This is a genomic window from Hydrogenophaga atypica (genome assembly GCF_042665215.1).
In the GTDB taxonomy this organism is placed as follows: Bacteria; Pseudomonadota; Gammaproteobacteria; order Burkholderiales; family Burkholderiaceae_C; genus Hydrogenophaga; species Hydrogenophaga defluvii_A.
The window spans coordinates 25156-45498 of the sequence record NZ_JBHTCA010000002.1; the positions used below are offsets into that span (position 1 = coordinate 25156).

Here is a 20343-nt window from a genome sequence, read left to right on the forward strand (position 1 = left end):
GGTCAGGCCGCCAGATGCGGAGCCGTCAGGCGCGGCACACCCGCTTGCAACACCCCGCCGACCGTGTAGAACGAACCGAAGACCACGATTCTATCAGCGGGGTCTGCCTGGGCCACCGCCGCGTCCAGCGCCGCCTGAGGGGTGGCGTGGGTGGACACGGGCACGTTTTTGCCCTTTGCCAAGCCCGCGTCGTTCCACGCGGCCAGCAGTTGGGCGGCGGGCGCGGCGCGGGGCGACGGCAGGTCGGTGAAGTACCAGCGGTCCATCAACGGCGCCACGCGCGCCAGCATGGGCGCCAGGTCCTTGTCGGCCATGGCACCGAAGACGGCGTGGGTGGTGGGGTAGAAGCCCATCGCGTCCAGGTTTTCGGCCAGGGCGGCCACCGAATGCGGGTTGTGGGCCACGTCCAGCACCAGGGCCGGTTGGCCAGGGACGATCTGGAAACGCCCCGGCAAATCGACCATGGCCAGGCCGTTGCGCACGGCCTGTGCCGTCACCGGCAGGCGCGGGCGCAGCGCTTCGAGCGCGGCGAGCACACCCGAGGCGTTGACCAGTTGGTTGGCGCCACGCAGCGCAGGGTACGCCAGCCCGGCATAGCGGCGCCCGCCGTGGCTGGGGTGCATGGCCCAACCCCATTGTTGGCGGTCACCTGCAAAGTGGAAGTCGGCCCCGATGCGCCACAGCGGCGCGTCGATTTCGCGGGCGCGGTCGATCACGCTCTGGGGCGGCATGGGGTCGCTCAGCACCACCGGGCGGCCGGTGCGCATGATGCCGGCCTTCTCGTAGCCAATGGCCTCGCGGTCGGCCCCCAGCAGGTCGGTGTGGTCGAGGTCGATGCTGGTGATGACGGCGCAGTCGGCATCGACGATGTTCACCGCGTCCAGCCGCCCGCCCAAGCCCACCTCCAGCACCACCACGTCCAGCGGTTGGCGCGACAGCGTGAGCAGGATGGCCAGGGTCGTGAACTCGAAATAGGTGAGCACGATGGGCGGGCCGTCCAGGCGCGCACGCTCCACGTCGGCAAAGGCCGGCAGCAGCTCGGCCGCCGCGATGGACTGCCCCAGCACGCGGCAGCGCTCTTCAAAATGCACCAGGTGAGGCGAAGTGTAGACACCGGTGCGGTAGCCCGCCTGCTGGCAGATGGCCTCCAGCATGGCGCAGGTGGAGCCCTTGCCGTTGGTGCCAGCCACGGTGACCACGGGCACCTCAAAGCGCAAACCCGCACCACCATTGAGGCGCTGCGCCACTTCGCGCACACGGTCGAGCCCGAGGATGATGCCCTGCTGGCCCTTGGGGTGTTGGCGTTCGCAATGGGCCAGCCAGTCGGCCAGGGTGTCGGGAAGCGGTGCGGCGGCGGTGGTCATCCACCGATTTTCGCAGGCCTGCCCAGGCCGCGCCGGATACGGGACAATCCACTGATGATCACCCTCTACGGCATCCCCAACTGCGACACCGTGAAAAAGGCCCGCACCTGGCTGACGGAACACGGCGTCGAACACGTTTTCCACGACTTCAAAAAACAGGGCGTGCCCGAGGCCGCGCTGGACCACTGGCTGGCCGCCGTGGGCTGGGAAACCGTGCTCAACCGCAAAGGCACGAGCTGGCGCCAACTTGACGAAACCACCCGCGCCGCCGTCACCGATGCCGCCGCCGCCCGCGCCGTCATGCTGGCCCAGCCCAGCACCATCAAACGCCCGGTGGTGTTATGGGCCAACGCAGTGACCGTGGGCTTCAAAGCCGAGGACTGGGAAGCCCGAATCTAAAATGTTGGATTTTTCCGCCCACACCCACCCATGACCACCACCACCCTCGACGGCGTGTCCGTCAACACCCAGGCCAGCGTCTACTTCGACGGCAAATGTGTCAGCCACGGCGTCACCTTCGCCGACGGCACCAAAAAGTCGGTGGGCGTGGTGCTGCCCGCCACCCTGACCTTCAACACCGGCGCGCCTGAAATCATGGAATGTGTGGCTGGTGGCTGCGAGTACAAACTCAAGGGCAGCGACACCTGGGTCAAGTCCGGCCCCGGCGAAAAATTCAGCGTCCCCGGCAACAGCAGCTTCGACATCCGCGTGACCGAGGCCTACCACTACATCTGCCACTTCGGCTAATCAGCGCTTTTCCACCATGGCCACCATCCTGCAAAACCTGCCCAAAGGGCAAAAAGTCGGTATCGCTTTCTCGGGCGGTCTGGACACCTCCGCCGCCCTGCTGTGGATGAAACAAAAGGGCGCCGTGCCCTACGCCTACACCGCCAACCTGGGCCAGCCCGACGAGTCGGACTACGACGAGATCCCGCGCAAGGCCATGGAATACGGTGCCGAGCAGGCCCGTCTGGTGGACTGCCGCACCCAGCTGGCGCACGAAGGCATTGCTGCCATCCAGTGCGGCGCCTTCCATATCAGCACCGGCGGCATCACCTACTTCAACACCACCCCGCTGGGCCGCGCCGTGACCGGCACCATGCTGGTGGCGGCCATGAAGGAAGACGACGTCAACATCTGGGGCGACGGCAGCACCTTCAAGGGCAACGACATCGAGCGCTTCTACCGCTACGGCCTGCTGACCAACCCCAGCCTGAAGATCTACAAACCCTGGCTGGACCAGCAGTTCATCGACGAGCTGGGCGGCCGCAGCGAGATGAGCGCCTTCATGACGGCCAACGGTTTTGGCTACAAGATGAGCGCCGAGAAGGCCTACAGCACCGACAGCAACATGCTGGGCGCCACCCACGAGGCCAAGGACTTGGAGCTGCTGAGCAGCGGCATCCGCATCGTCAACCCCATCATGGGCGTGGCCTTCTGGAAGCCTGAAGTCGAAGTGAAGGCCGAAGAAGTGACGGTGCGCTTCGAGGAGGGCCAGCCGGTCGCCCTCAACGGTGAAACCTTCACCGACCCGGTGGCCCTGTTCCTCAAGGCCAACGAAATCGGCGGGCGCCACGGCCTGGGCATGAGCGACCAGATCGAGAACCGCATCATCGAAGCCAAGAGCCGCGGCATCTACGAAGCCCCCGGCATGGCCCTGCTGCACATCGCCTACGAGCGTTTGGTCACTGGCATCCACAACGAGGACACCATCGAGCAGTACCGCATCAACGGCCTGCGCCTGGGCCGTCTGCTGTACCAGGGCCGCTGGTTCGATCCGCAAGCCATCATGCTGCGTGAAACCGCCCAGCGCTGGGTGGCCCGCGCCGTCACCGGCGAGGTGACGCTGGAACTGCGCCGTGGCAACGACTACAGCATCCTCAACACCGACAGCCCCAACCTGACCTACGCGCCCGAGCGCCTGAGCATGGAAAAGGTGGAAGACGCGCCCTTCACCCCGCTGGACCGCATTGGCCAACTCACCATGCGCAACCTCGACATCACCGACACGCGCGCCAAGCTGGGCATCTACGCCCACACCGGCCTGCTGTCGCTGGGCGAAGGCGCCAGCATGCTGCGCCTGGAAGGCGACAAAAAGAAGTGAGGCGTTGACCCGCTACCAAAAAAAGACGCTTCGGCGTCTTTTTTTGGTCCAGACACAGCAAAGCCGTCAATTTACATAGTTTGACTTTTGTGCTACACCTCTCGTTCAACGCAAACCGGGCTCCAAAGTCCGGACGCGACCGACATCGAGAGGGAGAGAACAATGAGAATTGCCAGCCTGGACGACGACGAAGGGCAGTTGGAGCAGACCCGGTTTGCACTCAAGACCATGGGCCACGAGTGCCACACGTTTCTGACCGCCAAACAGTTTCAGAAGATGCTCCTGCGGGAGAGTTTTGACCTGCTGATGGTGGACTGGGCTTTGCCCGACAGCACCGGGCCCGAAGTGGTGCAGTGGGTGCGCCAACACGTCAAGGAAATGGTGCCCATCCTGTTTCTCACCAGCCGCCAAGACGAAGCGGCCATCATCGAAGGCCTGAGTGCGGGCGCCGACGATTTCATGGTCAAGCCGGTGCGCGTGGGCGAACTCAGCGCACGGGTCACGGCGCTGCTGCGGCGCAGTTATGCGGAGCAAGTGCCCAAGGACCTCAGCTGGGGCCCCTACCGTTTTCTGGCCGACCAGTGCGCGGTGGAGGTGGAAGGCCAGCCGGTGACGCTGACCAAAAAAGAGTTTGAACTGGCGCTGTTCTTGTTCCGCAACTCGGGGCGGCTGCTGTCGCGCGCGCACCTGCTCGAATCGGTGTGGTCGCCCGAACACACCGACGCCCAGGCCCTGCCCAGCCGCACGCTGGACACCCACATCTCCAAGCTGCGCTCGTTGCTGGGCCTGCAACCCGAACGGGGCTTCAAGCTGGTTTCGGTGTACCGCCAGGGCTACCGGCTGGAAGCCTTGAACGACGCCCTGGCAACTTGAATTGGCGCGGGCACGCCGTCAGATCACCACCGGTTCCGGCTCCAGCCGGATGCCAAAACGCTCGTAGACGCTGGTTTGTATGGCACGCGCCAGGGTCATCACCTCGCCACCGGTGCAAGGGTGTTCTTCGTCGCCCCGGTTGACCAGCACCAGGGCCTGCTTCTCGTACACACCGGCGTGGCCCACGGTTTTGCCTTTCCAGCCGCAGGCGTCGATGAGCCAGCCAGCCGCCAGCTTGATGCTGCCATCGGCCATGGGGTAGTGCACCACCTTCGGGTCGCGGGCAATGATGTCGGCGCACTGCTCGGGCGTGACGGTGGGGTTCTTGAAAAAGCTGCCCGCGTTGCCAATGACGGCCGGGTCGGGCAGCTTGGCGCGGCGTATCGCCACGATCCAGTCGAAAAGGGTGGTGGCGTCCGGTGTGGTGTTGCCCGTTTCCGCCATCTTGCGCTCCAGGTCCAGGTAGCCCAGCACCGGCTTCCAGGGTTTGGGCAGCCAGAAGCGCACGTGGGTGATCAAGGCCCGGCCTGCCAGTCCGTAGCCTTTGTCGCCCGCGCGTTCGTGTTTGAAGACCGAATCGCGGTAGCCAAAACCGCATTGGGCGGCGTCCAGCGTGAAGGCGTGACCGGTGTCGAGTTCAACGGCGTCCAGCGAATGGAAACGGTCCTGCAGCTCCACCCCGTAGGCGCCGATGTTTTGTACCGGTGAAGCGCCCACGGTGCCGGGGATGAGGGCCAGGTTTTCCAGGCCAGGCCAGCCCTGGGCCAGGGTCCAGGCCACAAAATCGTGCCAGTTCTCGCCGGCCCCGGCCTCCACCAACCAACCTTTGGGGGTTTCTTCCACCAGGCGGCGCCCGGCGATTTCCACCTTGAGCACCAGCGCCTTGATGTCACCGGTGATCACCAGGTTGCTGCCACCGCCCAGCACAAAACGCGGCGTGTCGGCCCACTCGGACGCGCCCAGCAGCACTTGCACATCTGCGCTGCGGCGCACGCGCACCAACTGCTGCGCACGCGCGGCGATACCGAAGCTGTTGTATGGCTGGAGCGCCACGTTGTTCTCGACTAACATCCACGAATTGTCTCATTCGCCTCTGAAAAGCCCCTGCCATGCCTTCTTTTGACACCGTCCTCGACCCCAACCTGGTGGAAGTGAAAAACGCCATCGAACAGACCTCGCGCGAGATCGGCACCCGCTTCGACTTCAAGGGCAGCAGCGCTGCCGTGGAACTCAAGGACAAGGAAATCACCTTGTTCGGCGACAGCGATTTCCAGATCGGCCAGGTCGATGACATCCTCAAGAACAAGCTGACCAAACGCAACGTGGACGTGCGTTTCCTCGACGCCGGCAAGATCGAAAAAATCGGTGGCGACAAGGTCAAGCAGGTGGTCAAGGTGCGCAGCGGCATCGCCACCGAAGACGGCAAAAAAATCCAGGCCGCGCTCAAGGCCAGCAAGCTCAAGGTGCAAGGCGCCATCCAGGGCGACGCCGTGCGTGTCACCGGCGCCAAGCGCGACGACCTGCAGGCCGCCATGGCCATCATCAAGAAGGACCTGGCGGACCTGCCCCTGTCCTTCGACAACTTCCGCGACTGAGCACCACCATGCCACGCCTGGGCGCTGTCCTGACCTGGCTGGTGCTGGCGGCGTCGCCCCATGCCTGGGCCCAGGCGGTGCAACTGGCCGGTTTGTCCAGCGGCAAGGCCTTGCTGGTCATCAACGGTGAGGCGCCCCGCTTTTTGAGCCCCGGGCAAACCGTGGCCGGCGTGCGGCTGCTGAGCCTGGGGGCCGACAGCGCGGAGGTGGATGTGTCCGGCGAACGCCGAACGCTGCGCCTGGGCCAGGCGCCCATTGGCATGGGCCAACAGGCCGCGCCATTGGCAAGCAACCGTGTGGTGCTGGAGGCCGGCCCGGGTGGGCATTTTGTCACCGCCGGCCAGATCAACGGCGGGCACGTGCAGTTCATGGTGGACACCGGCGCGACGGTGGTGTCATTGGGGCGTGCCGATGCCGAACGCATTGGACTCAAACCTGGCGACGGCAAACCCGTGCAGATGAACACCGCCAACGGCGCGGTGCTGGGCTACCAGGTGCGGCTCAACAGCGTGAAGGTGGGCGATGCCACGCTGTACGACGTGCCTGCCGTGGTCATGCCCATGCCCATGCCCTACGTGCTGCTGGGCAACAGTTTTCTGTCGCGCTTCCAGCTAAGGCGCGACAACACCCAGCTCATTCTCGAAAAACGCTACTGAGGCCCCAGCCCATGCCAGCCCTTCCTCCCGAACAATGGCCATCGGCCGGGTTGACACAGGATCTCATCAGCGCCTGGACCGACCTGGAGAACCGCCTGTCGCGCCTGCTGCGCACCCCGCACGAGGCCGACGACTTTGTGCACGACCTGCTGTTCATCGAACAGCACATGGTGGCCCTGCTGGAAACCGATGCCGACGGCTCGCTCTACCTGATGTTGCAACTGGCGGCCTCCAGCAATGTGGGCTACAGCGGATCACACGCCCTGGTGTGTGCCAGCTTGTGCCATCTGGTGGCGCCGACCCAGATCGACGACCCCGGGCTGATCCGCAGCCTCAACCGCGCGGCACTGACCATGAACATCGCCATGACGCAGGTGCAGGACGAACTCGCGCTGCAGGCCGGCCAGCCCACACCGCCTCAGAAAGAGAAGATCGACGCGCACGCCAGCGCGGGCGTGGCGCTGCTCGAAACGCTGGGTGTGTCCGATCCGGTGTGGCTGGAGATCGTCGCCCGCCACCACGATGCGCCCGAGCTGCCATCGGACGACCCCTCCCCCATCAACCTGCTGACCCGCGTGCTGATGGCCACCGACCGCTACACCGCGCTCATCAGCCCGCGCGAAACCCGCAGTGGCCGCTGCATCACCGACTCCGGCCGCAACGTGGTGGCGCGCAACGGCAACCTGCCCGACCCGGTGGGCCACGCCCTGCTGCGCACCGTGGGCATTTGCCCGCCCGGCACCTTTGTGCGTCTGCAAGACCAGTCGGTGGCGGTGGTGTTGCGCCGCACCGACGTGCCCGGCGCGCCCCTCGTGGCGCCTGTGCTCGACGCCGACGCCCACCCCATTCCCGACCCGGTGCTGGTGCACACCGACGCCGAACCCCACCAGGTGGAGGCCGCCCTTGTCACCCGCACGGTGCGGGTGCGCCTGAACCACGCGCGGCTGCTGCAGATGGCCGCGCTGGTGTAATCGCACACCCCCGTCGCTTGCCCACTTCGTGTGGCCGCATCCCCCCTCAAGGGGGCAACACCAGCCGTCCGGCGAAGCCGGCCCGGCGGTGTTTCCCGGTCAGGTAAGGGCGTCGCTCGCGGAAAACGCGTTGGACAAATGCCTCGTCAAGACTGCGCCGCGGTGGCGATAACCTCGATTTTCCAGTCCGGGTTGCCCAGTGCGGCCTGCACGGTGGCGCGTGGCGGTGTGTGGCCCGGGGCCACCCAGGCGTCCCACACCTCGTTCATCGCGCCGATCTCGCGGATGTCGCTGAGGTAGATCTGTACCCGCAGCAGCCGGGTTTTGTCGCTGCCACATTCGGCCAGGCGCTGGTCGATCTGGGCCAACACGTCCTGGGTCTGGCCGCGGATGTCGGCGTCCCCGCGCTCGGGCACCATGCCGGCCAGGTAGACCACACCGTTGAACACGGCCGCTTCGCTCAGGCGCGGGCCCACGTGGAAACGCTGCAGGTTGTTCTCGCTCATGGTTTCTTTGCTCCGAGTTTGGATTCTTTGCCGGCCAGCAGGCGGTTGATGTTTTCGCGGTGCCGCCACAGCAGCAGCACGCTCATGGCGGCAATGGCCAGCAGGACCGGCTTGGCCATGTACCAGGCCACACCGTTGCCCATCAGGTAGTACACCGGCGCAAACACCGCAGCGGCAATGGACGCCAGCGAGGAGTAGCGAAAAAAGCCGGCGATCAGCACCCAATTGAGCAAGGTGGCCACACCCAGCCAGGGCTCAAAAGCCAGCAGCACACCGGCCGCCGTGGCCACGCCCTTGCCGCCCTGAAAGCGGAAGAACACCGGGTACAGGTGGCCCAGAAACGCGGCCAAACCCACCAGCGCCAGCGTGGCATCGCCCAGCCCGTAAGCGGCGCCGAACTGCTGCACCAGCACCACCGGCACCCAGCCCTTGAGGGCATCGAGCAGCAGCGTGATGACGGCCGCCGCCTTGTTGCCCGATCGCAGCACGTTGGTGGCGCCCGGGTTTTTGCTGCCGTAGCTGCGTGGATCGCTCAAGCCCATGAGGCGGCTGACGATGACGGCGAACGACAAGGAGCCGATCAGGTAGGCGGCCAAGGTGGCCAGTGCGGGGTAAAGCGTTTCCATGGGGTCCTTGTGGGTCCTTATTCTTCAAGCGCGCAGCTCACGGGTTGGGCCCCCAGCAAGTCCACACAGACCTGCGGCGCGATGCCCACCAGATAGCCACGTTTGCCGCCGTTGAGCCAAATGCGCGGCAGCGAAAGAATGGATTCTTCCACGAACACAGGCATGGTTTTGCGGGTGCCAAAAGGCGAAGTGCCGCCCACCAGATAGCCACTGTGTCGGTTGGCCACCTCTGGCTTGCAGGGCTCCACCGATTTGCGCCCGATCTGGCGCGCCAGGTTTTTGGTGGACACCGTGCGGTTGCCATGCATCAACACCACCAGGGGCAGGGCCTTCTCGTCCTGCATGATCAAGGTCTTGACAACCGCAAACGGGTCCAGCCCCAACACTTGGGCGCTGTGCTGGGCACCGCCGTGCTCCAGGTACTCGTAGGGGTGTTCGGTGAACTCGATGGCCCGTGCCTTTAAAAGCGCGGTGGCCGGTGTTTCGCTGACGTGAGCCTTCTTCGCCATCGCAACAGACTCACTGTGCAGGGTCGCGGTACTCCCAGCGGATGGCGTCGATCTGCTTGAGCAGTTCAGGCGACAGTTCGGTGCCCCACGCATCCAGGCACTCATCGAGCTGCGCCACCGAGGTCACGCCGATGATGGTGCTGGCCACACGCCAGTTGGTGTAGCAGAAGGCCAGCGCCAGTTGCGCGGGCGTGAGGCCGTTGTCGCGCGCAAGCTGGTTGTAACGCTTGGCGGCGGCCAGGGCTTCGGGCCGGCCCCAGCGCTGTTTCTGCATCGACTCGTAAATGGCCATGCGGCCCTGCGGCTGCGCCACGCCGTGGATGCCGGTGTCGTCGTATTTGCCGGTCAGCAAGCCAAAGCCCAGCGGCGAATAGGCCAACAAGGACACCCCCAGGTGGTGCATGGTTTCGTCCAGGCCGTTGTCCAGGCTGCGGTTGATCAGGCAATACGGGTTTTGCACCGTGGCCACGCGCGGGAGCCCGTGTTGTTCGGCCAAGCGCACGAACTCGTGCACACCATAGGGCGTTTCGTTGGACAGCCCGATGTAGCGCACCTTGCCGGCCTTGACCAACTCGCCCAGCGCCTGCAGTTGCTCATGGATGGACGTGCCCGCGCGGTCCTTCTTGGGGTCGAAATACAGCGCGCCAAAGGCCGGCACATTGCGCTCAGGCCAATGGATCTGGTAGAGGTCGATCACATCGGTTTGCAGTCGGCGCAGGCTGGCCTCGCACGAGGCCAGGATGTCCTGCCCCGTCATGCCCTGCCCGGCGCGTATCCAGGGCATGCCGCGCGACGGCCCGGCCACCTTGGTGGCCAGCACCAGCTTCTGGCGTGCCCCAGGGTTCTTGGCCAACCAGTTGCCAATGAAAGTTTCGGTGGCACCGCAGGTCTCGGCCGTGGCCGGGACGGCGTACATCTCGGCGGTGTCGATGAAGTTGACGCCACGCTCCAGCGAGCGGCTCAGGATGTGATGCGATTCGGCTTCGGCCACCTGCTGGCCAAAGGTCATGGTGCCCAGGCAGATGGGCGTGACGCGCAGGTCGCTTTGACCCAGTGAAACGAGATTCATGACAGGGGTTCCGGGAAGGACAAACAGCGGCTGAGTTTATGCCAGCACGCGGGGGTGCACCGCGCTCGGTGGCGAGCGTTCAAGTGGCCGGCACCAGCCGGGCCCGCGCCGCCGCCAGCACCGCATGCGTCAGCCCATCGAGCAAGGCCGACGTGGCGCGGGCGTGCTGCCAGTACAGGGGCACGTCCAATGGCAGGTTGGGCAACAGCGCCACCAACGTGCCCTGCCGCAGGTACTCGGCGATCAGCGATTCGGGGTGCAGGCCCCAGCCCATGCCAGCGGCCGCGGCCACCACAAAGGCCTGCGACGAGGGCAGCGTGTGGCGCGGCAATTCCACGTGCTGCCCACACAGGCGGCGCACCCAACGCGTCTGCAGTTCGTCCTTGGGGCTGAACACCAAGCTGGGCGCGCGTGCCAGGCTGGCCGCGTCCACCCCGTCGGCGAAATGTTGGTGCACAAAGGCCGGGCTGGCGGCGGCCAGGTAGCGCATGGCCCCCAGCGGGCGGTGGTTGCAACCCGCCACGGCGCGCGCGCTGGCCGTGACGGCCGCCAGCACGGCGCCACCCCGCAACCACTCGGCGGTGTGGCCTTCGTCGTCCACCGCCACGTCCAGCAGCACCGGCGCGCTGGCAGCGAAGGCGGCCACGGCGGGGGCAAACCAGGTCGCCAGGCTGTCGGCGTTCACGGCCACAGGCAGCCGCACCCGCGCCTCGCCCGCCGGGTCCAGCGTGGGCAGCCCGGCCTGCAGCTCGTGTTCCAGCAGGCGCACGCGGTCCACGTGTTGGCACAAGCGCCGGCCAGTGTCGGTGGCCAGGCAGGGCTGGCCGCGCACCACCAGCGCGCAGCCCACCCGCTCTTCGAGCAGGCGCACGCGCTGAGACACGGCCGAGGGCGTCACGTGCAGGGCGCGGGCAGCGCGCTCAAAGCTGCCTTCACGCACCACAGCGGCCAGCGCCGCCAAAGAGGCATAGTCCAACATGATTCAGTTTTTCTTCATCAACAACAGCAAAGACAGTTTGTCTTCATTTGATAACACAGGCAAGCTGGCGCCATGAACGAGATGTCCAACCCCCTCGTGTGGGCCCAGGTGGCCCCCGCTTTTGTCCAGGGCCTGGTGCTGAGCCTGGGCCTGATCGTCGCCATCGGCGCCCAGAATGCGTTTGTGCTGCGCCAAGGCCTGCGCCGCGAACACGTGGGCACCGTGGTGGCCTTTTGTGCCGTGGCCGATGCCTTGCTGGTCAGCGCCGGTGTGCTGGGCATGGCCCAGGCGCTGGGCGAACGCCCCGGCGTGGCACGGGCGCTGGCGCTGGCAGGCGCGGCCTTCCTGGCCTGGTACGGCTGGCAGGCCTTGCAACGCGCCCGGCACGCCCACCAACTGCAGGCCAACCGCGACGGCGCCCGGCTGGGCCGGGGTGCGGTGCTGGCCCAGGCGGCGGCCTTCACCTTGCTCAACCCCCACGTCTACTTGGACACCGTGCTGCTGGTGGGCAGCATTGGCGCGCAGCAGCCGGCGTCGCTGCGGGGCTGGTTCGTGGCCGGCGCCAGCGTCGCCAGCCTGAGCTGGTTTGCCCTGCTGGGTTTTGGCGCCCGTTGGCTGGCCCCGTGGTTTGCACGGCCCCGCGCCTGGCAAGTGCTCGATGCCCTGATCGGCCTGACCATGTGGGTGCTCACGGCCCTGCTGGTGCGCCATGCCCTGAACGGCCTGCTCTGACACCCACACACCATGTACCTGCCCCGCTACCACCAGGCCAAGGACCCGGCCACCCTGCTGAACCTGATCGACGAACACCCGCTGGGCGCCTGGGTGTGCACCGGCACCGAGGGCTTGATCGCCAACCACATTCCTTTTGTGCTGGACCGCAGCCGAGGCCCCCACGGCACCCTGATCGGGCACGTGTCGCGGGCGAACGGCGTGTGGCGTGATCTGCACCCCACGGCGCCGTCGGTGGTCATGTTCCAAGGGCCACAGGCCTACATCACACCGGCGTGGTACCCGGGCAAAACGGCCCACGGCGAGGTGGTGCCCACCTGGGATTACGTGGTGATCCACGCCCACGGCGTGGCGCGCGCCATAAACGACCGCGACTGGCTGCTGGCCATGCTGGAACGCCTCACACAGGCCCAGGAAGCGGCCCGCCCCAAGCCCTGGCGCGTGGCCGATGCGCCCACCGCCTACATCGACCGCCTGCTGCGCGCCATCGTGGGCATCGAAATCACTATCGAGCGACTGGAAGGCAAACACAAACTCAGCCAGGACGAAGCCCTGGCCGACCGCGAGGGTACGGTGGCCGGCTTGCTGGGCGAACAGCGCGAGGAGGCACGGTTGCTGGCGGGCTTGGTGCAGCAGGCCATGGACTGATCCATCCCTGGCTGGACATCACCTCCCACCGCGATATAACATATCGACGTGTGATAAAGAGGCCAGCATGCACTTCAACATCTATCTCGACGATCAAACCGGGCAGCGCTTGACCGAGGCCGCCCAACAGGCGGGTGAGAACCGCAACGCTGTGATCCGCCGTGCGGTGCAGGAGTGGCTCGCACGCCGCCACCAGCCACAATGGCCAGCGGCCGTGCTGTCACACACCGGCAGCCCGGACATGCCTCCGTTCGAAGCGGGACGAACCGACCTGGCGCCCGCACTGGACGACCCACTGGCATGAAGTACCTGCTCGACACCTGCACCGTGAGCGATTTTGTGCGGGGTGACGCGGCGGTGCTCACAACGATGAAAAGCACGCCGCCAGACGAGATTGCGGTGTCGGTGGTCACGCGCATGGAAATCGACTACGGTCTGCTGCTGAACCCACAGCGCGCCCACAAACTGGCACCGGTCCTCAACGCCTTTCTCTCGTCCATCACCACACTGCCATTTGAAGAAGCCGACGCCAAAGCGGCGGCAAGCCTGCGCGCGGCGCTGCGACAGACAGGCCGCCCCATAGGCCCTTACGACTGCCAGATCGCGGGCTGCGGGCTGGCGCGTGGGCTGGTGGTTGTCACATCCAACGTGTCGGAGTTCTTGCGGGTGGGCGGCCTGCGCATCGAGAACTGGCGCCAGGCTTGAGACAACTCAAGGCGGCAAGGCCGTGTTCCGCCCCCGCTCCAGGTGGATGAGGTACAGGCCGCTGGCGATGATGATGGCAGCGCCGGTCAATGTGTGGGCTTGTGGCAGGGTGTGCCACAGCAGCCAGTCGATGCCGGCACCCCAGGCCAGGGCGGTGTATTCAAATGGCGCCACCGCCGACGCCTGGCCATGGCGGAAGGCTTCGGTGATGCACAGCTGGGCAATGAAACCCGTGCCAGCCAAAGCGAGCAACAACCAGCTGTGCTCGGCCCGCACCGGCACCCAGTTCGGCCAGGCCAGCACGCCGGCGCCCACCGCGATCATGGCCATGGACCAGAACACCAGGCTCACGGCCGAATCGGTGCGGCTGAGCAGGCGCCCGGTGATGGCCGAGACGGAGTAACACAGCGCGGCAGCCAGCACCGCCAACGCGCCCCAGGTGAAAAAGCCCTCGCCCTGCGGCTGCAAGGCGATGACCACCCCAACCAGACCGACCGCGATGGCGCCCCAGTGGGCGGGGCGCACGCGCTCCTTGAGCACCGGGATGGACAGGACCGTGATCAGCAGCGGCGCGACAAAGAAGATGGTGTAAGCCTCGGCCAGTGGCAGCTCGCGCAGCGCGAAGGTGAACAGGCTGAGCATGAGCACCCCGATGACGCCGCGCAACAGGTGCAAGGGCCAGCGGATCTTGAGCAAGGTGTGGCCTTCGCGCCGCCAGGCCACGTAGAGCACCACCAGCGGCATCGCGGTGAGGCCACGCAAGGCGGCCACCTGCAAAGCCGGGTAATGGGCCGACAGCAGCTTGAGCACGGTGTCCATGACCGAGAAAAAAGCCACCGCACCCAGCATCGCGAGGATGCTGCGCAAGTTTCCTGACGTCGGCATCAGTTGCGCCGCCGGGCCGCCCCAAGGCGCAACAGCCCCCTCGGGGGGCAGTGACCCGCGCAGCGGAGGAACGTGGGGGTCACCATCAGGCCAGACGCTCAAGAAAGAGCACGCCAAAGAAGCCCAGCGCCGCGATCACCGTCCACTTGAGCACACGCAGACCAAAAAGGCGGTATTTGGCCTGGCCGGTGCCGATGTAAAACGCGAACGACACGCCCGCCACCAGCAGCAGGAACATCATGGCCCAGCGGAACAGCAACATGGGTGTGCGGCCTCAGATCAGGCGCTTCACCATGCCGGCGCGGGTTCGGCAAAACCGCGCGGGGCCTGGGAACGGTGTTCGAAATCGACGACCTCAAAGGCGTCTGGCTGGGCCAGCAAGGCCCGCAACAACTGGTTGTTGAGCCCATGCCCCGAACGGAAGGCGCTGTAGGCCGCCAGCAGCGGCTTGCCCACCACATACAGGTCGCCAATGGCGTCGAGGATTTTGTGTTTGACGAATTCGTCGCTGTAACGCAGGCCGTCCGCGTTGAGCACCTTGACGTCGTCCATCACGATGGCGTTGTCCAGGCCACCGCCCAGGGCGAGGCCGTTGGCGCGCATCATTTCCACGTCGCGCGTGAAGCCGAAGGTGCGGGCGCGGGCGATTTCGCGCGCGTACTGGCCGCTGCCCATGTCGAACTCGACCCGTTGCCCGGTGGCGTTGACGGCGGGGTGGTCAAACTCGATCTCGAAGCTGAGCTTGTAGCCGTGGTACGGTTCCAGCCGGGCCCACTTGACGTTTTTGCCCTCGCCTTCGCGCACTTCCACCGGTTTGAGCACGCGGATGAAACGCTTGGGCGCGTTTTGCAGCGCGATGCCGGCGCTCTGCAGCAGGTACACAAAGGAGGCGGCCGAGCCGTCGAGGATGGGCACTTCCTCGGCCGTGATGTCGACGTAGAGGTTGTCGATGCCCAGCCCGGCACAGGCGCTCATGAGGTGCTCGATGGTGTGCACCCGGGCGCCATCGCGCGAGATGGTGGACGCCAGGCGGGTATCGGTGACCGACGTGGCCGACACCGGGATGTCCACCGGCTCGGGCAGGTCCACACGGCGGAACACAATGCCGGTGTCGGGCTGCGCCGGGCGCAGCGTCAGCTCCACACGCTGGCCACTGTGCAGGCCGACGCCCACGGCGCGGGTGAGGGATTTGAGGGTTCGTTGTTGCAGCACGTCGCAATTTTACTTTTTTGAGCGTTTGGCTGCTGGTTGATCAGGCTATGGCCGCCATAGTGTCACGGCTCGGGTGGGCGCAAGTAGCGCGTGTCCGACCAGGTGGCCAACCACTGCGGGGCGAAAGCCACGAAGATGGCCGCACCCATACCGGTCAAAAACGCGTCGCCCCATGCCATGAGCCAGTGCGCCACCAGGGCCTGCTCCAAACCCACCTGGCCCACCAGGCGGTACAGCAGTTCTTGCACCGCACCGGCCACAAACACACAGGCTGCCGTGCCCAGAAAACCTCGGCCCAGCACATACACAAACGGGTTGGGCGGCAACCAGCGCCGCAGGGCCGCACCCAACAGCAGCGCGAGCGTGGCGGGCACCAACCCCACCCACACCAGTTGCGAGAGCACGGCCACCGCGCTCAGTGAACCCAAGGCCCACACCACCAACGCGACCACACACAAAGCCAGCACCGCCAATGGCCAGCCCACCATCAGCACCAGCAAACAGGCGCCCGAGAACTGGACAGCCAAGCCGGGTGGCATGCGTTGTGGCAACAGCCACAGCAGCGGCAAAAACACGATGGTGGCCATCCACGGCGTGAGCGCCCCGCCCTGAAGCATGCGCCAGGGCCGCAGACTCAACGCCACGGCCAAGGCCAGCAGGGCCAATGTGGCCTCCAGCCAGACGAGCACGTCACATGCCCGGCAACTTGGGCATGCCCTTGCCCATGCCTGGCAGGCCGCCCATGCGCTTCATCATCTTCATGAGGCCGCCACCCTTCATCTTCTTCATCATGCCCTGCATCTGCTCGAACTCCTTGAGCAGGCGGTTGACCTCTTGCACGTGGACGCCCGCCCCGGCGGCGATGCGGCGCTTGCGCGTGGCCTTGATGACGTCGGGCTTGCGGCGCTCCAGCGGCGTCATGCTGCAGATGATGCCTTCCTTGCGCTTGATGTCTTTCTCGGCGCGGCTCAGGTCGGCCTCGCTGGCCTTGGCGGCCATGGCGCTGGGCAGCTTGTCCATGAAGCTGGAGAGGCCGCCCATCTTTTTCATCTGGCGGATCTGGTCGAGGAAGTCGTCAAGGTCAAATCCCTCGCCGCTCTTGACCTTGGCGGCCAGGCGCTGGGCCTGCGCCATGTCCACACCGGCGGTGACCTGCTCGACCAGCGCCACGATGTCGCCCATGCCCAGGATGCGCCCAGCGTGGCGCTCGGCATCGAACACCTCCAGCCCGTCGATCTTCTCGGACACACCGGCAAACTTGATGGGCGCGCCGGTGATGGCACGCACCGACAGCGCCGCGCCACCCCGCGAATCGCCGTCCATCTTGGTGAGGATGATGCCGGTCAGCGGCAGCGCTTCCTTGAAGGCCTTGGCGGTGTTGATCGCATCCTGACCCTGCATGGCATCCACCACAAACAGCGTCTCCACCGGGTTGAGCGTGGCGTGCAGCTGCTTGATTTCAAGCATCAGCGCTTCGTCGATGGCCAAGCGGCCGGCGGTGTCCACCAGCAGCACGTCGAAATGGCGTTTGCGCGCGTAATCCAGCGCGGCGTGGGCGATGTCCACCGGTTTTTGGTCTGGCGTGCTGGGGAACCACTCGGCGCCCGCCTGTTTGGTCACGGTTTTGAGCTGCTCGATGGCCGCCGGGCGGTAGACGTCGCCCGAAACGGTCAGCACCTTTTTCTTGCGCTTCTCGATCAGGTGTTTGGCCAGCTTGGCGGTGGTGGTGGTTTTGCCGGCGCCTTGCAGGCCTGCCATCAGGATGACCGCCGGCGGCTGGGCAGCGAGGTTGATGTCGGCCACGCCCTGGCCCATGGTGGCGGCCAGCTCGCGGTTGACCACGCTCACCAGCACCTGACCCGGCGTGAGCGAGCCCACCACCTCCTGGCCCAGCGCCTTCTCTTTCACGCGGGCCACAAAATCGCGCACCACCGGCAGGGCCACGTCGGCCTCCAACAGGGCCAGGCGCACCTCGCGCATCATGTCGGCCACGTTGGCTTCGGTGATGCGGGCCTGGCCGCGCATTTCCTTGACGATGCGTGAGAGTTTTTCGGAGAGGGCTGAGGCCATGATGAAAACCGGTTGGAAAGCCGCCTGCGGGCGGCAGCGGCGCCGCGTCGGGTGGGACGGGACCGTTAAACTGTGCGGATGATTTTAGCCGCGAGCCCCTGGTGGAACACCGCGCTGGCCCTGGCGGCCGCGCTGGGCTATGCCGCGCTGGCCCTGGGACGCCTGCGCTGGCAGGCCCCTGCACAGCGGACCCTGATGAGCGCCACATGGCTGCTGCACGCGGCGGCCCTGATCGCCGGCTTCAGCGCCGATCCGCCCAAATTCGGCTTTGCACCGGCCTTGTCGGTCACCGCGTGGCTGGTGTTGGCGGTCTATGCCGTGGAAACCTGGGTCTACCCGCGCTTGCAATCCACCCTGGCGCTGGCCGGCCTGGGCACGTTGGCGGTGCTGCTGGCCTGGGTGTTTCCCGGCAGCGACCAGCACAACCTGCCCACCCAGTGGCTGCCGGTGCACTGGGCACTGGGCGTGGCCTCCTACGCCATGTTTGCGCTGGCCGTGTTCCACGCCTGGCTGATGCGCCGGGCCGAACAGGCCATGCGCACCGGCCGCGATGCCTCGCCTGGTCTGCCCCTGCTGGCACTGGAAGGCCTCACCTTCCGTTTTGTGGGTGCGGGTTTTGTGCTGCTGAGCGCCACGTTGCTGGTCGGCGGCTGGTTTGCCCACGAGCTCACCGGCGGCTGGGTTTGGAACCACAAGACCGTGTTTTCGCTGCTGGCCTGGCTGACCACCGCCGTGCTGTTGTGGGGCCGTTGGCGCCTGGGTTGGCGTGGCCGCACCGCCGTGCGCGTGTTGTACGCGGGCGCGGGTCTGCTGCTGCTGGGTTACGTGGGGTCGCGCTTCGTGCTCGAAGTGTTGCTGCAACGCGCATGAAGTTCGTGCTGGTCATCCTGGTGGTGCTGGCCGGCGTCTGGCTGTGGCGGCGCAACCGCGCCGAAGAAGCCCGCGACGAGCCGCCCGCGCCTCAGGCGCCCATGCCGCCGCCAGCAGCACAGCCCCCGGCCGAGATGGTGTCTTGTGCGCACTGTGGCCTGCACCTCCCGGCCCTGGACGCTGTGGCAGGCGCGCGAGGCACCTACTGCAGTCAGGACCACCTGCGTCAACACGAGGCATGAGGCCCTGACATGAACCGAACCGATGCGGCATCGACCTTCGTGCCCAGCTGGTTCCAGCCGTCCGACCACGGTGCACAGGCACCCGGCGACACCCACGCTCAGTCCTTCAACCGCCTGTGGACCGCTTTCATGCAGGCCCGGGTGCTGGTGGCAGTGGTGTTGCTGGGGCTGCAGGCCTGGGTCAACACCATGGCTGGCAGCAGCACGCCCTGGCTGGTGGGGCTGACGGCCGCCTACCTCGTGTCCACCCTGGCCTCGTTGCGGTGGGCGCCACGCAGCGATGGTGGGCGCCGGGTCGATCTGCGCTGGATCTGGACGTTGGTCATCGACATCACGGCCTTCGGCTGCCTGCAGTTTTTCCAGCAAGGCAACTTCAACTACACGCCGCTGTTTGTGCTGCCTTTGCTGCTGGCATCGGTGCTGGGCACGCTGTTGTTGAGCCTGGCCACCGCAGCAGCTGTCACGCTGTTCCTGCTGTTCGACACGGGCTGGAACCTGCTGTCCAGTGGCGCCGAATCGACCACCCGGCTGTTGCAGACCGGGCTGACCGGCACCGGCTTTTTTCTGGTCGCGCTGCTGGCCAACCAGCTGGCACTGCGCCTGGCGCGCGAGGAGGCGCTGGCCCAGAGCAGCCAGCGTGCCGCGCGCACGCAAGCACGGGTGAACGAACTGGTGATCGAGGGCTTGTCCGAGGGGGTGTTGGTGATTGACCAGCAAGGCCGCGCACGGCATGCCAACCCGGCCGCCGAAGCCATGTTGCACACCGAAGGCGTCCCGGTGGACGCGTCGAACGCCGTCGATCTGGGCAGTCCACAAGCCTGGCAGGCCGTTCTGCAACTGGTGCAGCGCACCTTTGCCACCGGCACCGCCATGGAGGAGGAGGTGCGGCTTGACCTCGGCCAGGGTGTCAACCGCAAGCTGCTCGCGCGCACCCACCTGACTGGGCAACATGGCGAGGCCTCCGAGCACCTGTGCGTGGTCTTTCTGGAAGACCTGCGCGAGATGGAAGCGCGTGTGCGCACCGAAAAACTGGCGGCCATGGGCCGCATGTCGGCCGCCGTGGCGCACGAAATTCGCAACCCGCTGGCGGCCATCTCGCAGGCCAACGCCCTGCTCGACGAAGAGCTGCAGGCGCCCACCCAACGCCGGCTCACGGCCATGATCGGACAGAACGCGCAACGGCTGGCCCGCATCGTGGACGATGTGCTCAACGTGGCGCGGCTGGAGCCCGGCATGGCATCGACGGGCCAGGGCCCGGCCCTGCCGCTGGATCTGCACACCCACACCATCACCCACGACTGGGCACAACAAAATGGCTGCCAGCCGCTGGTGGAGGTGCGCGCACACTGCCCACAGGTACATGTGGGCTTCGACCCCGAGCACCTGCGGCGCCTGCTGGTCAACCTGCTGGACAACGCCTTGCGCTACGCCAGCGGCACGCCCGCCTGCATTCTGGTGAGCACCGTGCCGGTGGGCTTGCACCGGGTGCGCCTGAGCGTGTGGAGCGACGGCCAACCGCTGGATGCGGGCGTGCGCCGCCACCTGTTTGAGCCCTTCTTTTCCTCCGAGAGCCGCAGCAGCGGGTTGGGCTTGTACATTTGCCGTGAACTGTGCGAGCGTTATGGTGCCCACATCAGCTACCAGCGCAGCCTGCTGGAGCAACGCGATGGCAATGAATTTGCCGTCGATCTGCCGCGCCTGAACCGCCTCGCGCCCCAAGCCTGACC

At 66.2% G+C, this 20343-nt stretch carries 26 protein-coding genes; 14 read left to right on the forward strand and 12 right to left on the reverse strand.

What is annotated here, in order from left to right; translation table 11 throughout:
• Positions 1–2 precede the first annotated feature (2 nt).
• Positions 3–1364 carry a bifunctional tetrahydrofolate synthase/dihydrofolate synthase gene (gene folC, locus ACFQPB_RS02470; protein WP_382219521.1) on the reverse strand — a complete coding sequence of 454 codons (1362 nt, stop codon included), beginning with the start codon at positions 1362–1364 and terminating at the stop codon, positions 3–5.
• 54 nt (positions 1365–1418) lie between these two features.
• On the opposite strand from folC, the gene ACFQPB_RS02475 reads away from it, so the two are divergent.
• The 4 genes from ACFQPB_RS02475 to ACFQPB_RS02490 all read left to right on the forward strand — a co-directional run bounded on the left by ACFQPB_RS02475 (position 1419) and on the right by ACFQPB_RS02490 (position 4341).
• Positions 1419–1763, forward strand: coding sequence for an ArsC family reductase (locus tag ACFQPB_RS02475; protein ID WP_382219523.1), 345 nt, complete (start codon positions 1419–1421; stop codon positions 1761–1763).
• A gap of 30 nt (positions 1764–1793) precedes the next feature.
• On the forward strand, positions 1794–2111 hold the full coding sequence (gene ppnP / locus ACFQPB_RS02480) for a pyrimidine/purine nucleoside phosphorylase (protein WP_382219524.1): 318 nt from the start codon (positions 1794–1796) through the stop codon (positions 2109–2111).
• Positions 2112–2127: 16 nt separating this feature from the next.
• A complete protein-coding gene (argG, locus tag ACFQPB_RS02485) occupies positions 2128–3468 on the forward strand; it encodes an argininosuccinate synthase (protein ID WP_382219526.1) in 1341 nt (446 codons plus the stop codon).
• A 162-nt stretch (positions 3469–3630) separates the two neighbouring features.
• Positions 3631–4341, forward strand: a complete 711-nt coding sequence (locus ACFQPB_RS02490) for a response regulator transcription factor (RefSeq protein WP_382219527.1) — start codon at positions 3631–3633, stop codon at positions 4339–4341.
• A gap of 18 nt (positions 4342–4359) precedes the next feature.
• Here ACFQPB_RS02490 and murB read toward each other — a convergent pair whose 3' ends face one another.
• Positions 4360–5412 (reverse strand): UDP-N-acetylmuramate dehydrogenase, encoded by a 1053-nt coding sequence (murB, locus tag ACFQPB_RS02495; RefSeq protein ID WP_382219529.1) that lies wholly within the window; start codon positions 5410–5412, stop codon positions 4360–4362.
• 38 nt (positions 5413–5450) lie between these two features.
• Between murB and ACFQPB_RS02500 the strand changes: the two genes are divergently transcribed.
• Genes ACFQPB_RS02500 through ACFQPB_RS02510 form a run of 3 tightly spaced genes read left to right on the forward strand, consistent with a single transcriptional unit; the run spans position 5451 to position 7563 of the window.
• Positions 5451–5936: a YajQ family cyclic di-GMP-binding protein gene (locus ACFQPB_RS02500; protein ID WP_382203209.1), complete on the forward strand. Its 486-nt coding sequence runs from the start codon at positions 5451–5453 to the stop codon at positions 5934–5936.
• An 8-nt stretch (positions 5937–5944) separates the two neighbouring features.
• Complete coding sequence (locus tag ACFQPB_RS02505; RefSeq protein WP_382219531.1) at positions 5945–6592, forward strand: retropepsin-like aspartic protease family protein; 648 nt, start codon at positions 5945–5947, stop codon at positions 6590–6592.
• An 11-nt stretch (positions 6593–6603) separates the two neighbouring features.
• Complete coding sequence (locus ACFQPB_RS02510; RefSeq protein WP_382203207.1) at positions 6604–7563, forward strand: HD-GYP domain-containing protein; 960 nt, start codon at positions 6604–6606, stop codon at positions 7561–7563.
• A 146-nt stretch (positions 7564–7709) separates the two neighbouring features.
• Here the strand turns inward: ACFQPB_RS02510 and ACFQPB_RS02515 are convergent, their stop codons facing one another.
• The 5 genes from ACFQPB_RS02515 to ACFQPB_RS02535 all read right to left on the reverse strand — a co-directional run bounded on the left by ACFQPB_RS02515 (position 7710) and on the right by ACFQPB_RS02535 (position 11252).
• Positions 7710–8069, reverse strand: a complete 360-nt coding sequence (locus ACFQPB_RS02515) for a RidA family protein (RefSeq protein WP_382219533.1) — start codon at positions 8067–8069, stop codon at positions 7710–7712.
• Positions 8066–8695 (reverse strand): glycerol-3-phosphate 1-O-acyltransferase PlsY, encoded by a 630-nt coding sequence (gene plsY / locus ACFQPB_RS02520; RefSeq protein ID WP_382219535.1) that lies wholly within the window; start codon positions 8693–8695, stop codon positions 8066–8068. The genes ACFQPB_RS02515 and plsY overlap by 4 nt, the downstream gene beginning before the upstream one ends.
• 17 nt (positions 8696–8712) lie before the next feature.
• A complete protein-coding gene (locus ACFQPB_RS02525; protein ID WP_382219536.1) occupies positions 8713–9204 on the reverse strand; it encodes an aminoacyl-tRNA deacylase in 492 nt (163 codons plus the stop codon).
• 10 nt (positions 9205–9214) lie between these two features.
• Complete coding sequence (locus tag ACFQPB_RS02530) at positions 9215–10273, reverse strand: aldo/keto reductase (protein WP_382219538.1); 1059 nt, start codon at positions 10271–10273, stop codon at positions 9215–9217.
• Positions 10274–10352: 79 nt separating this feature from the next.
• A complete protein-coding gene (locus ACFQPB_RS02535; RefSeq protein ID WP_382219540.1) occupies positions 10353–11252 on the reverse strand; it encodes a LysR family transcriptional regulator ArgP in 900 nt (299 codons plus the stop codon).
• 81 nt (positions 11253–11333) lie between these two features.
• Here ACFQPB_RS02535 and ACFQPB_RS02540 point away from each other — a divergent pair, with 81 nt between their 5' ends.
• The 4 genes from ACFQPB_RS02540 (at position 11334) to ACFQPB_RS02555 (ending at position 13337) form a co-directional block, all read left to right on the forward strand.
• On the forward strand, positions 11334–11984 hold the full coding sequence (locus ACFQPB_RS02540; protein WP_382220113.1) for a LysE/ArgO family amino acid transporter: 651 nt from the start codon (positions 11334–11336) through the stop codon (positions 11982–11984).
• Positions 11985–11996: 12 nt separating this feature from the next.
• Positions 11997–12632 carry an FMN-binding negative transcriptional regulator gene (locus tag ACFQPB_RS02545; RefSeq protein ID WP_382219542.1) on the forward strand — a complete coding sequence of 212 codons (636 nt, stop codon included), beginning with the start codon at positions 11997–11999 and terminating at the stop codon, positions 12630–12632.
• A gap of 67 nt (positions 12633–12699) precedes the next feature.
• A complete protein-coding gene (locus ACFQPB_RS02550; RefSeq protein WP_382203200.1) occupies positions 12700–12936 on the forward strand; it encodes a ribbon-helix-helix domain-containing protein in 237 nt (78 codons plus the stop codon).
• Positions 12933–13337, forward strand: a complete 405-nt coding sequence (locus ACFQPB_RS02555) for a type II toxin-antitoxin system VapC family toxin (protein WP_382203199.1) — start codon at positions 12933–12935, stop codon at positions 13335–13337. The genes ACFQPB_RS02550 and ACFQPB_RS02555 overlap by 4 nt, the downstream gene beginning before the upstream one ends.
• 6 nt (positions 13338–13343) lie before the next feature.
• Here ACFQPB_RS02555 and ACFQPB_RS02560 read toward each other — a convergent pair whose 3' ends face one another.
• From ACFQPB_RS02560 to ffh, 5 genes are all read right to left on the reverse strand, one after another.
• Positions 13344–14222, reverse strand: coding sequence for a DMT family transporter (locus ACFQPB_RS02560; RefSeq protein ID WP_382219544.1), 879 nt, complete (start codon positions 14220–14222; stop codon positions 13344–13346).
• Between the two features lie 85 nt (positions 14223–14307).
• Positions 14308–14484 (reverse strand): hypothetical protein, encoded by a 177-nt coding sequence (locus ACFQPB_RS02565; RefSeq protein WP_382203197.1) that lies wholly within the window; start codon positions 14482–14484, stop codon positions 14308–14310.
• 26 nt (positions 14485–14510) lie between these two features.
• Positions 14511–15434: a UDP-3-O-acyl-N-acetylglucosamine deacetylase gene (lpxC, locus tag ACFQPB_RS02570; RefSeq protein WP_382203196.1), complete on the reverse strand. Its 924-nt coding sequence runs from the start codon at positions 15432–15434 to the stop codon at positions 14511–14513.
• Between the two features lie 62 nt (positions 15435–15496).
• Positions 15497–16123, reverse strand: coding sequence for a hypothetical protein (locus ACFQPB_RS02575; protein ID WP_382219546.1), 627 nt, complete (start codon positions 16121–16123; stop codon positions 15497–15499).
• A 1-nt stretch (position 16124) separates the two neighbouring features.
• Positions 16125–17504, reverse strand: a complete 1380-nt coding sequence (ffh, locus tag ACFQPB_RS02580) for a signal recognition particle protein (RefSeq protein WP_382219547.1) — start codon at positions 17502–17504, stop codon at positions 16125–16127.
• A 78-nt stretch (positions 17505–17582) separates the two neighbouring features.
• Here ffh and ACFQPB_RS02585 point away from each other — a divergent pair, with 78 nt between their 5' ends.
• The 3 genes from ACFQPB_RS02585 to ACFQPB_RS02595 are packed head-to-tail and all read left to right on the forward strand — an operon-like array spanning position 17583 to position 20341.
• Positions 17583–18374, forward strand: coding sequence for a cytochrome C assembly family protein (locus ACFQPB_RS02585; protein WP_382219549.1), 792 nt, complete (start codon positions 17583–17585; stop codon positions 18372–18374).
• On the forward strand, positions 18371–18616 hold the full coding sequence (locus ACFQPB_RS02590) for a PP0621 family protein (RefSeq protein WP_382203193.1): 246 nt from the start codon (positions 18371–18373) through the stop codon (positions 18614–18616). Before ACFQPB_RS02585 ends, ACFQPB_RS02590 begins: the two co-directional genes overlap by 4 nt.
• 9 nt (positions 18617–18625) lie before the next feature.
• On the forward strand, positions 18626–20341 hold the full coding sequence (locus ACFQPB_RS02595; RefSeq protein ID WP_382219551.1) for a sensor histidine kinase: 1716 nt from the start codon (positions 18626–18628) through the stop codon (positions 20339–20341).
• Positions 20342–20343 lie beyond the last annotated feature (2 nt).

What these genes read in the sequence shown, in the direction of transcription:
- folC (WP_382219521.1), bottom strand. Translation starts at nt 1,364, where the DNA reads ATGACCACCGCCGCCGCACCGCTTCCCGACACCCTGGCCGACTGGCTG.
- ACFQPB_RS02475 (WP_382219523.1), top strand. Translation starts at nt 1,419, where the DNA reads ATGATCACCCTCTACGGCATCCCCAACTGCGACACCGTGAAAAAGGCC.
- ppnP (WP_382219524.1), top strand. Translation starts at nt 1,794, where the DNA reads ATGACCACCACCACCCTCGACGGCGTGTCCGTCAACACCCAGGCCAGC.
- argG (WP_382219526.1), top strand. Translation starts at nt 2,128, where the DNA reads ATGGCCACCATCCTGCAAAACCTGCCCAAAGGGCAAAAAGTCGGTATC.
- ACFQPB_RS02490 (WP_382219527.1), top strand. Translation starts at nt 3,631, where the DNA reads ATGAGAATTGCCAGCCTGGACGACGACGAAGGGCAGTTGGAGCAGACC.
- murB (WP_382219529.1), bottom strand. Translation starts at nt 5,412, where the DNA reads ATGTTAGTCGAGAACAACGTGGCGCTCCAGCCATACAACAGCTTCGGT.
- ACFQPB_RS02500 (WP_382203209.1), top strand. Translation starts at nt 5,451, where the DNA reads ATGCCTTCTTTTGACACCGTCCTCGACCCCAACCTGGTGGAAGTGAAA.
- ACFQPB_RS02505 (WP_382219531.1), top strand. Translation starts at nt 5,945, where the DNA reads ATGCCACGCCTGGGCGCTGTCCTGACCTGGCTGGTGCTGGCGGCGTCG.
- ACFQPB_RS02510 (WP_382203207.1), top strand. Translation starts at nt 6,604, where the DNA reads ATGCCAGCCCTTCCTCCCGAACAATGGCCATCGGCCGGGTTGACACAG.
- ACFQPB_RS02515 (WP_382219533.1), bottom strand. Translation starts at nt 8,069, where the DNA reads ATGAGCGAGAACAACCTGCAGCGTTTCCACGTGGGCCCGCGCCTGAGC.
- plsY (WP_382219535.1), bottom strand. Translation starts at nt 8,695, where the DNA reads ATGGAAACGCTTTACCCCGCACTGGCCACCTTGGCCGCCTACCTGATC.
- ACFQPB_RS02525 (WP_382219536.1), bottom strand. Translation starts at nt 9,204, where the DNA reads ATGGCGAAGAAGGCTCACGTCAGCGAAACACCGGCCACCGCGCTTTTA.
- ACFQPB_RS02530 (WP_382219538.1), bottom strand. Translation starts at nt 10,273, where the DNA reads ATGAATCTCGTTTCACTGGGTCAAAGCGACCTGCGCGTCACGCCCATC.
- ACFQPB_RS02535 (WP_382219540.1), bottom strand. Translation starts at nt 11,252, where the DNA reads ATGTTGGACTATGCCTCTTTGGCGGCGCTGGCCGCTGTGGTGCGTGAA.
- ACFQPB_RS02540 (WP_382220113.1), top strand. Translation starts at nt 11,334, where the DNA reads ATGTCCAACCCCCTCGTGTGGGCCCAGGTGGCCCCCGCTTTTGTCCAG.
- ACFQPB_RS02545 (WP_382219542.1), top strand. Translation starts at nt 11,997, where the DNA reads ATGTACCTGCCCCGCTACCACCAGGCCAAGGACCCGGCCACCCTGCTG.
- ACFQPB_RS02550 (WP_382203200.1), top strand. Translation starts at nt 12,700, where the DNA reads ATGCACTTCAACATCTATCTCGACGATCAAACCGGGCAGCGCTTGACC.
- ACFQPB_RS02555 (WP_382203199.1), top strand. Translation starts at nt 12,933, where the DNA reads ATGAAGTACCTGCTCGACACCTGCACCGTGAGCGATTTTGTGCGGGGT.
- ACFQPB_RS02560 (WP_382219544.1), bottom strand. Translation starts at nt 14,222, where the DNA reads ATGCCGACGTCAGGAAACTTGCGCAGCATCCTCGCGATGCTGGGTGCG.
- ACFQPB_RS02565 (WP_382203197.1), bottom strand. Translation starts at nt 14,484, where the DNA reads ATGTTGCTGTTCCGCTGGGCCATGATGTTCCTGCTGCTGGTGGCGGGC.
- ffh (WP_382219547.1), bottom strand. Translation starts at nt 17,504, where the DNA reads ATGGCCTCAGCCCTCTCCGAAAAACTCTCACGCATCGTCAAGGAAATG.
- ACFQPB_RS02585 (WP_382219549.1), top strand. Translation starts at nt 17,583, where the DNA reads ATGATTTTAGCCGCGAGCCCCTGGTGGAACACCGCGCTGGCCCTGGCG.
- ACFQPB_RS02590 (WP_382203193.1), top strand. Translation starts at nt 18,371, where the DNA reads ATGAAGTTCGTGCTGGTCATCCTGGTGGTGCTGGCCGGCGTCTGGCTG.
- ACFQPB_RS02595 (WP_382219551.1), top strand. Translation starts at nt 18,626, where the DNA reads ATGAACCGAACCGATGCGGCATCGACCTTCGTGCCCAGCTGGTTCCAG.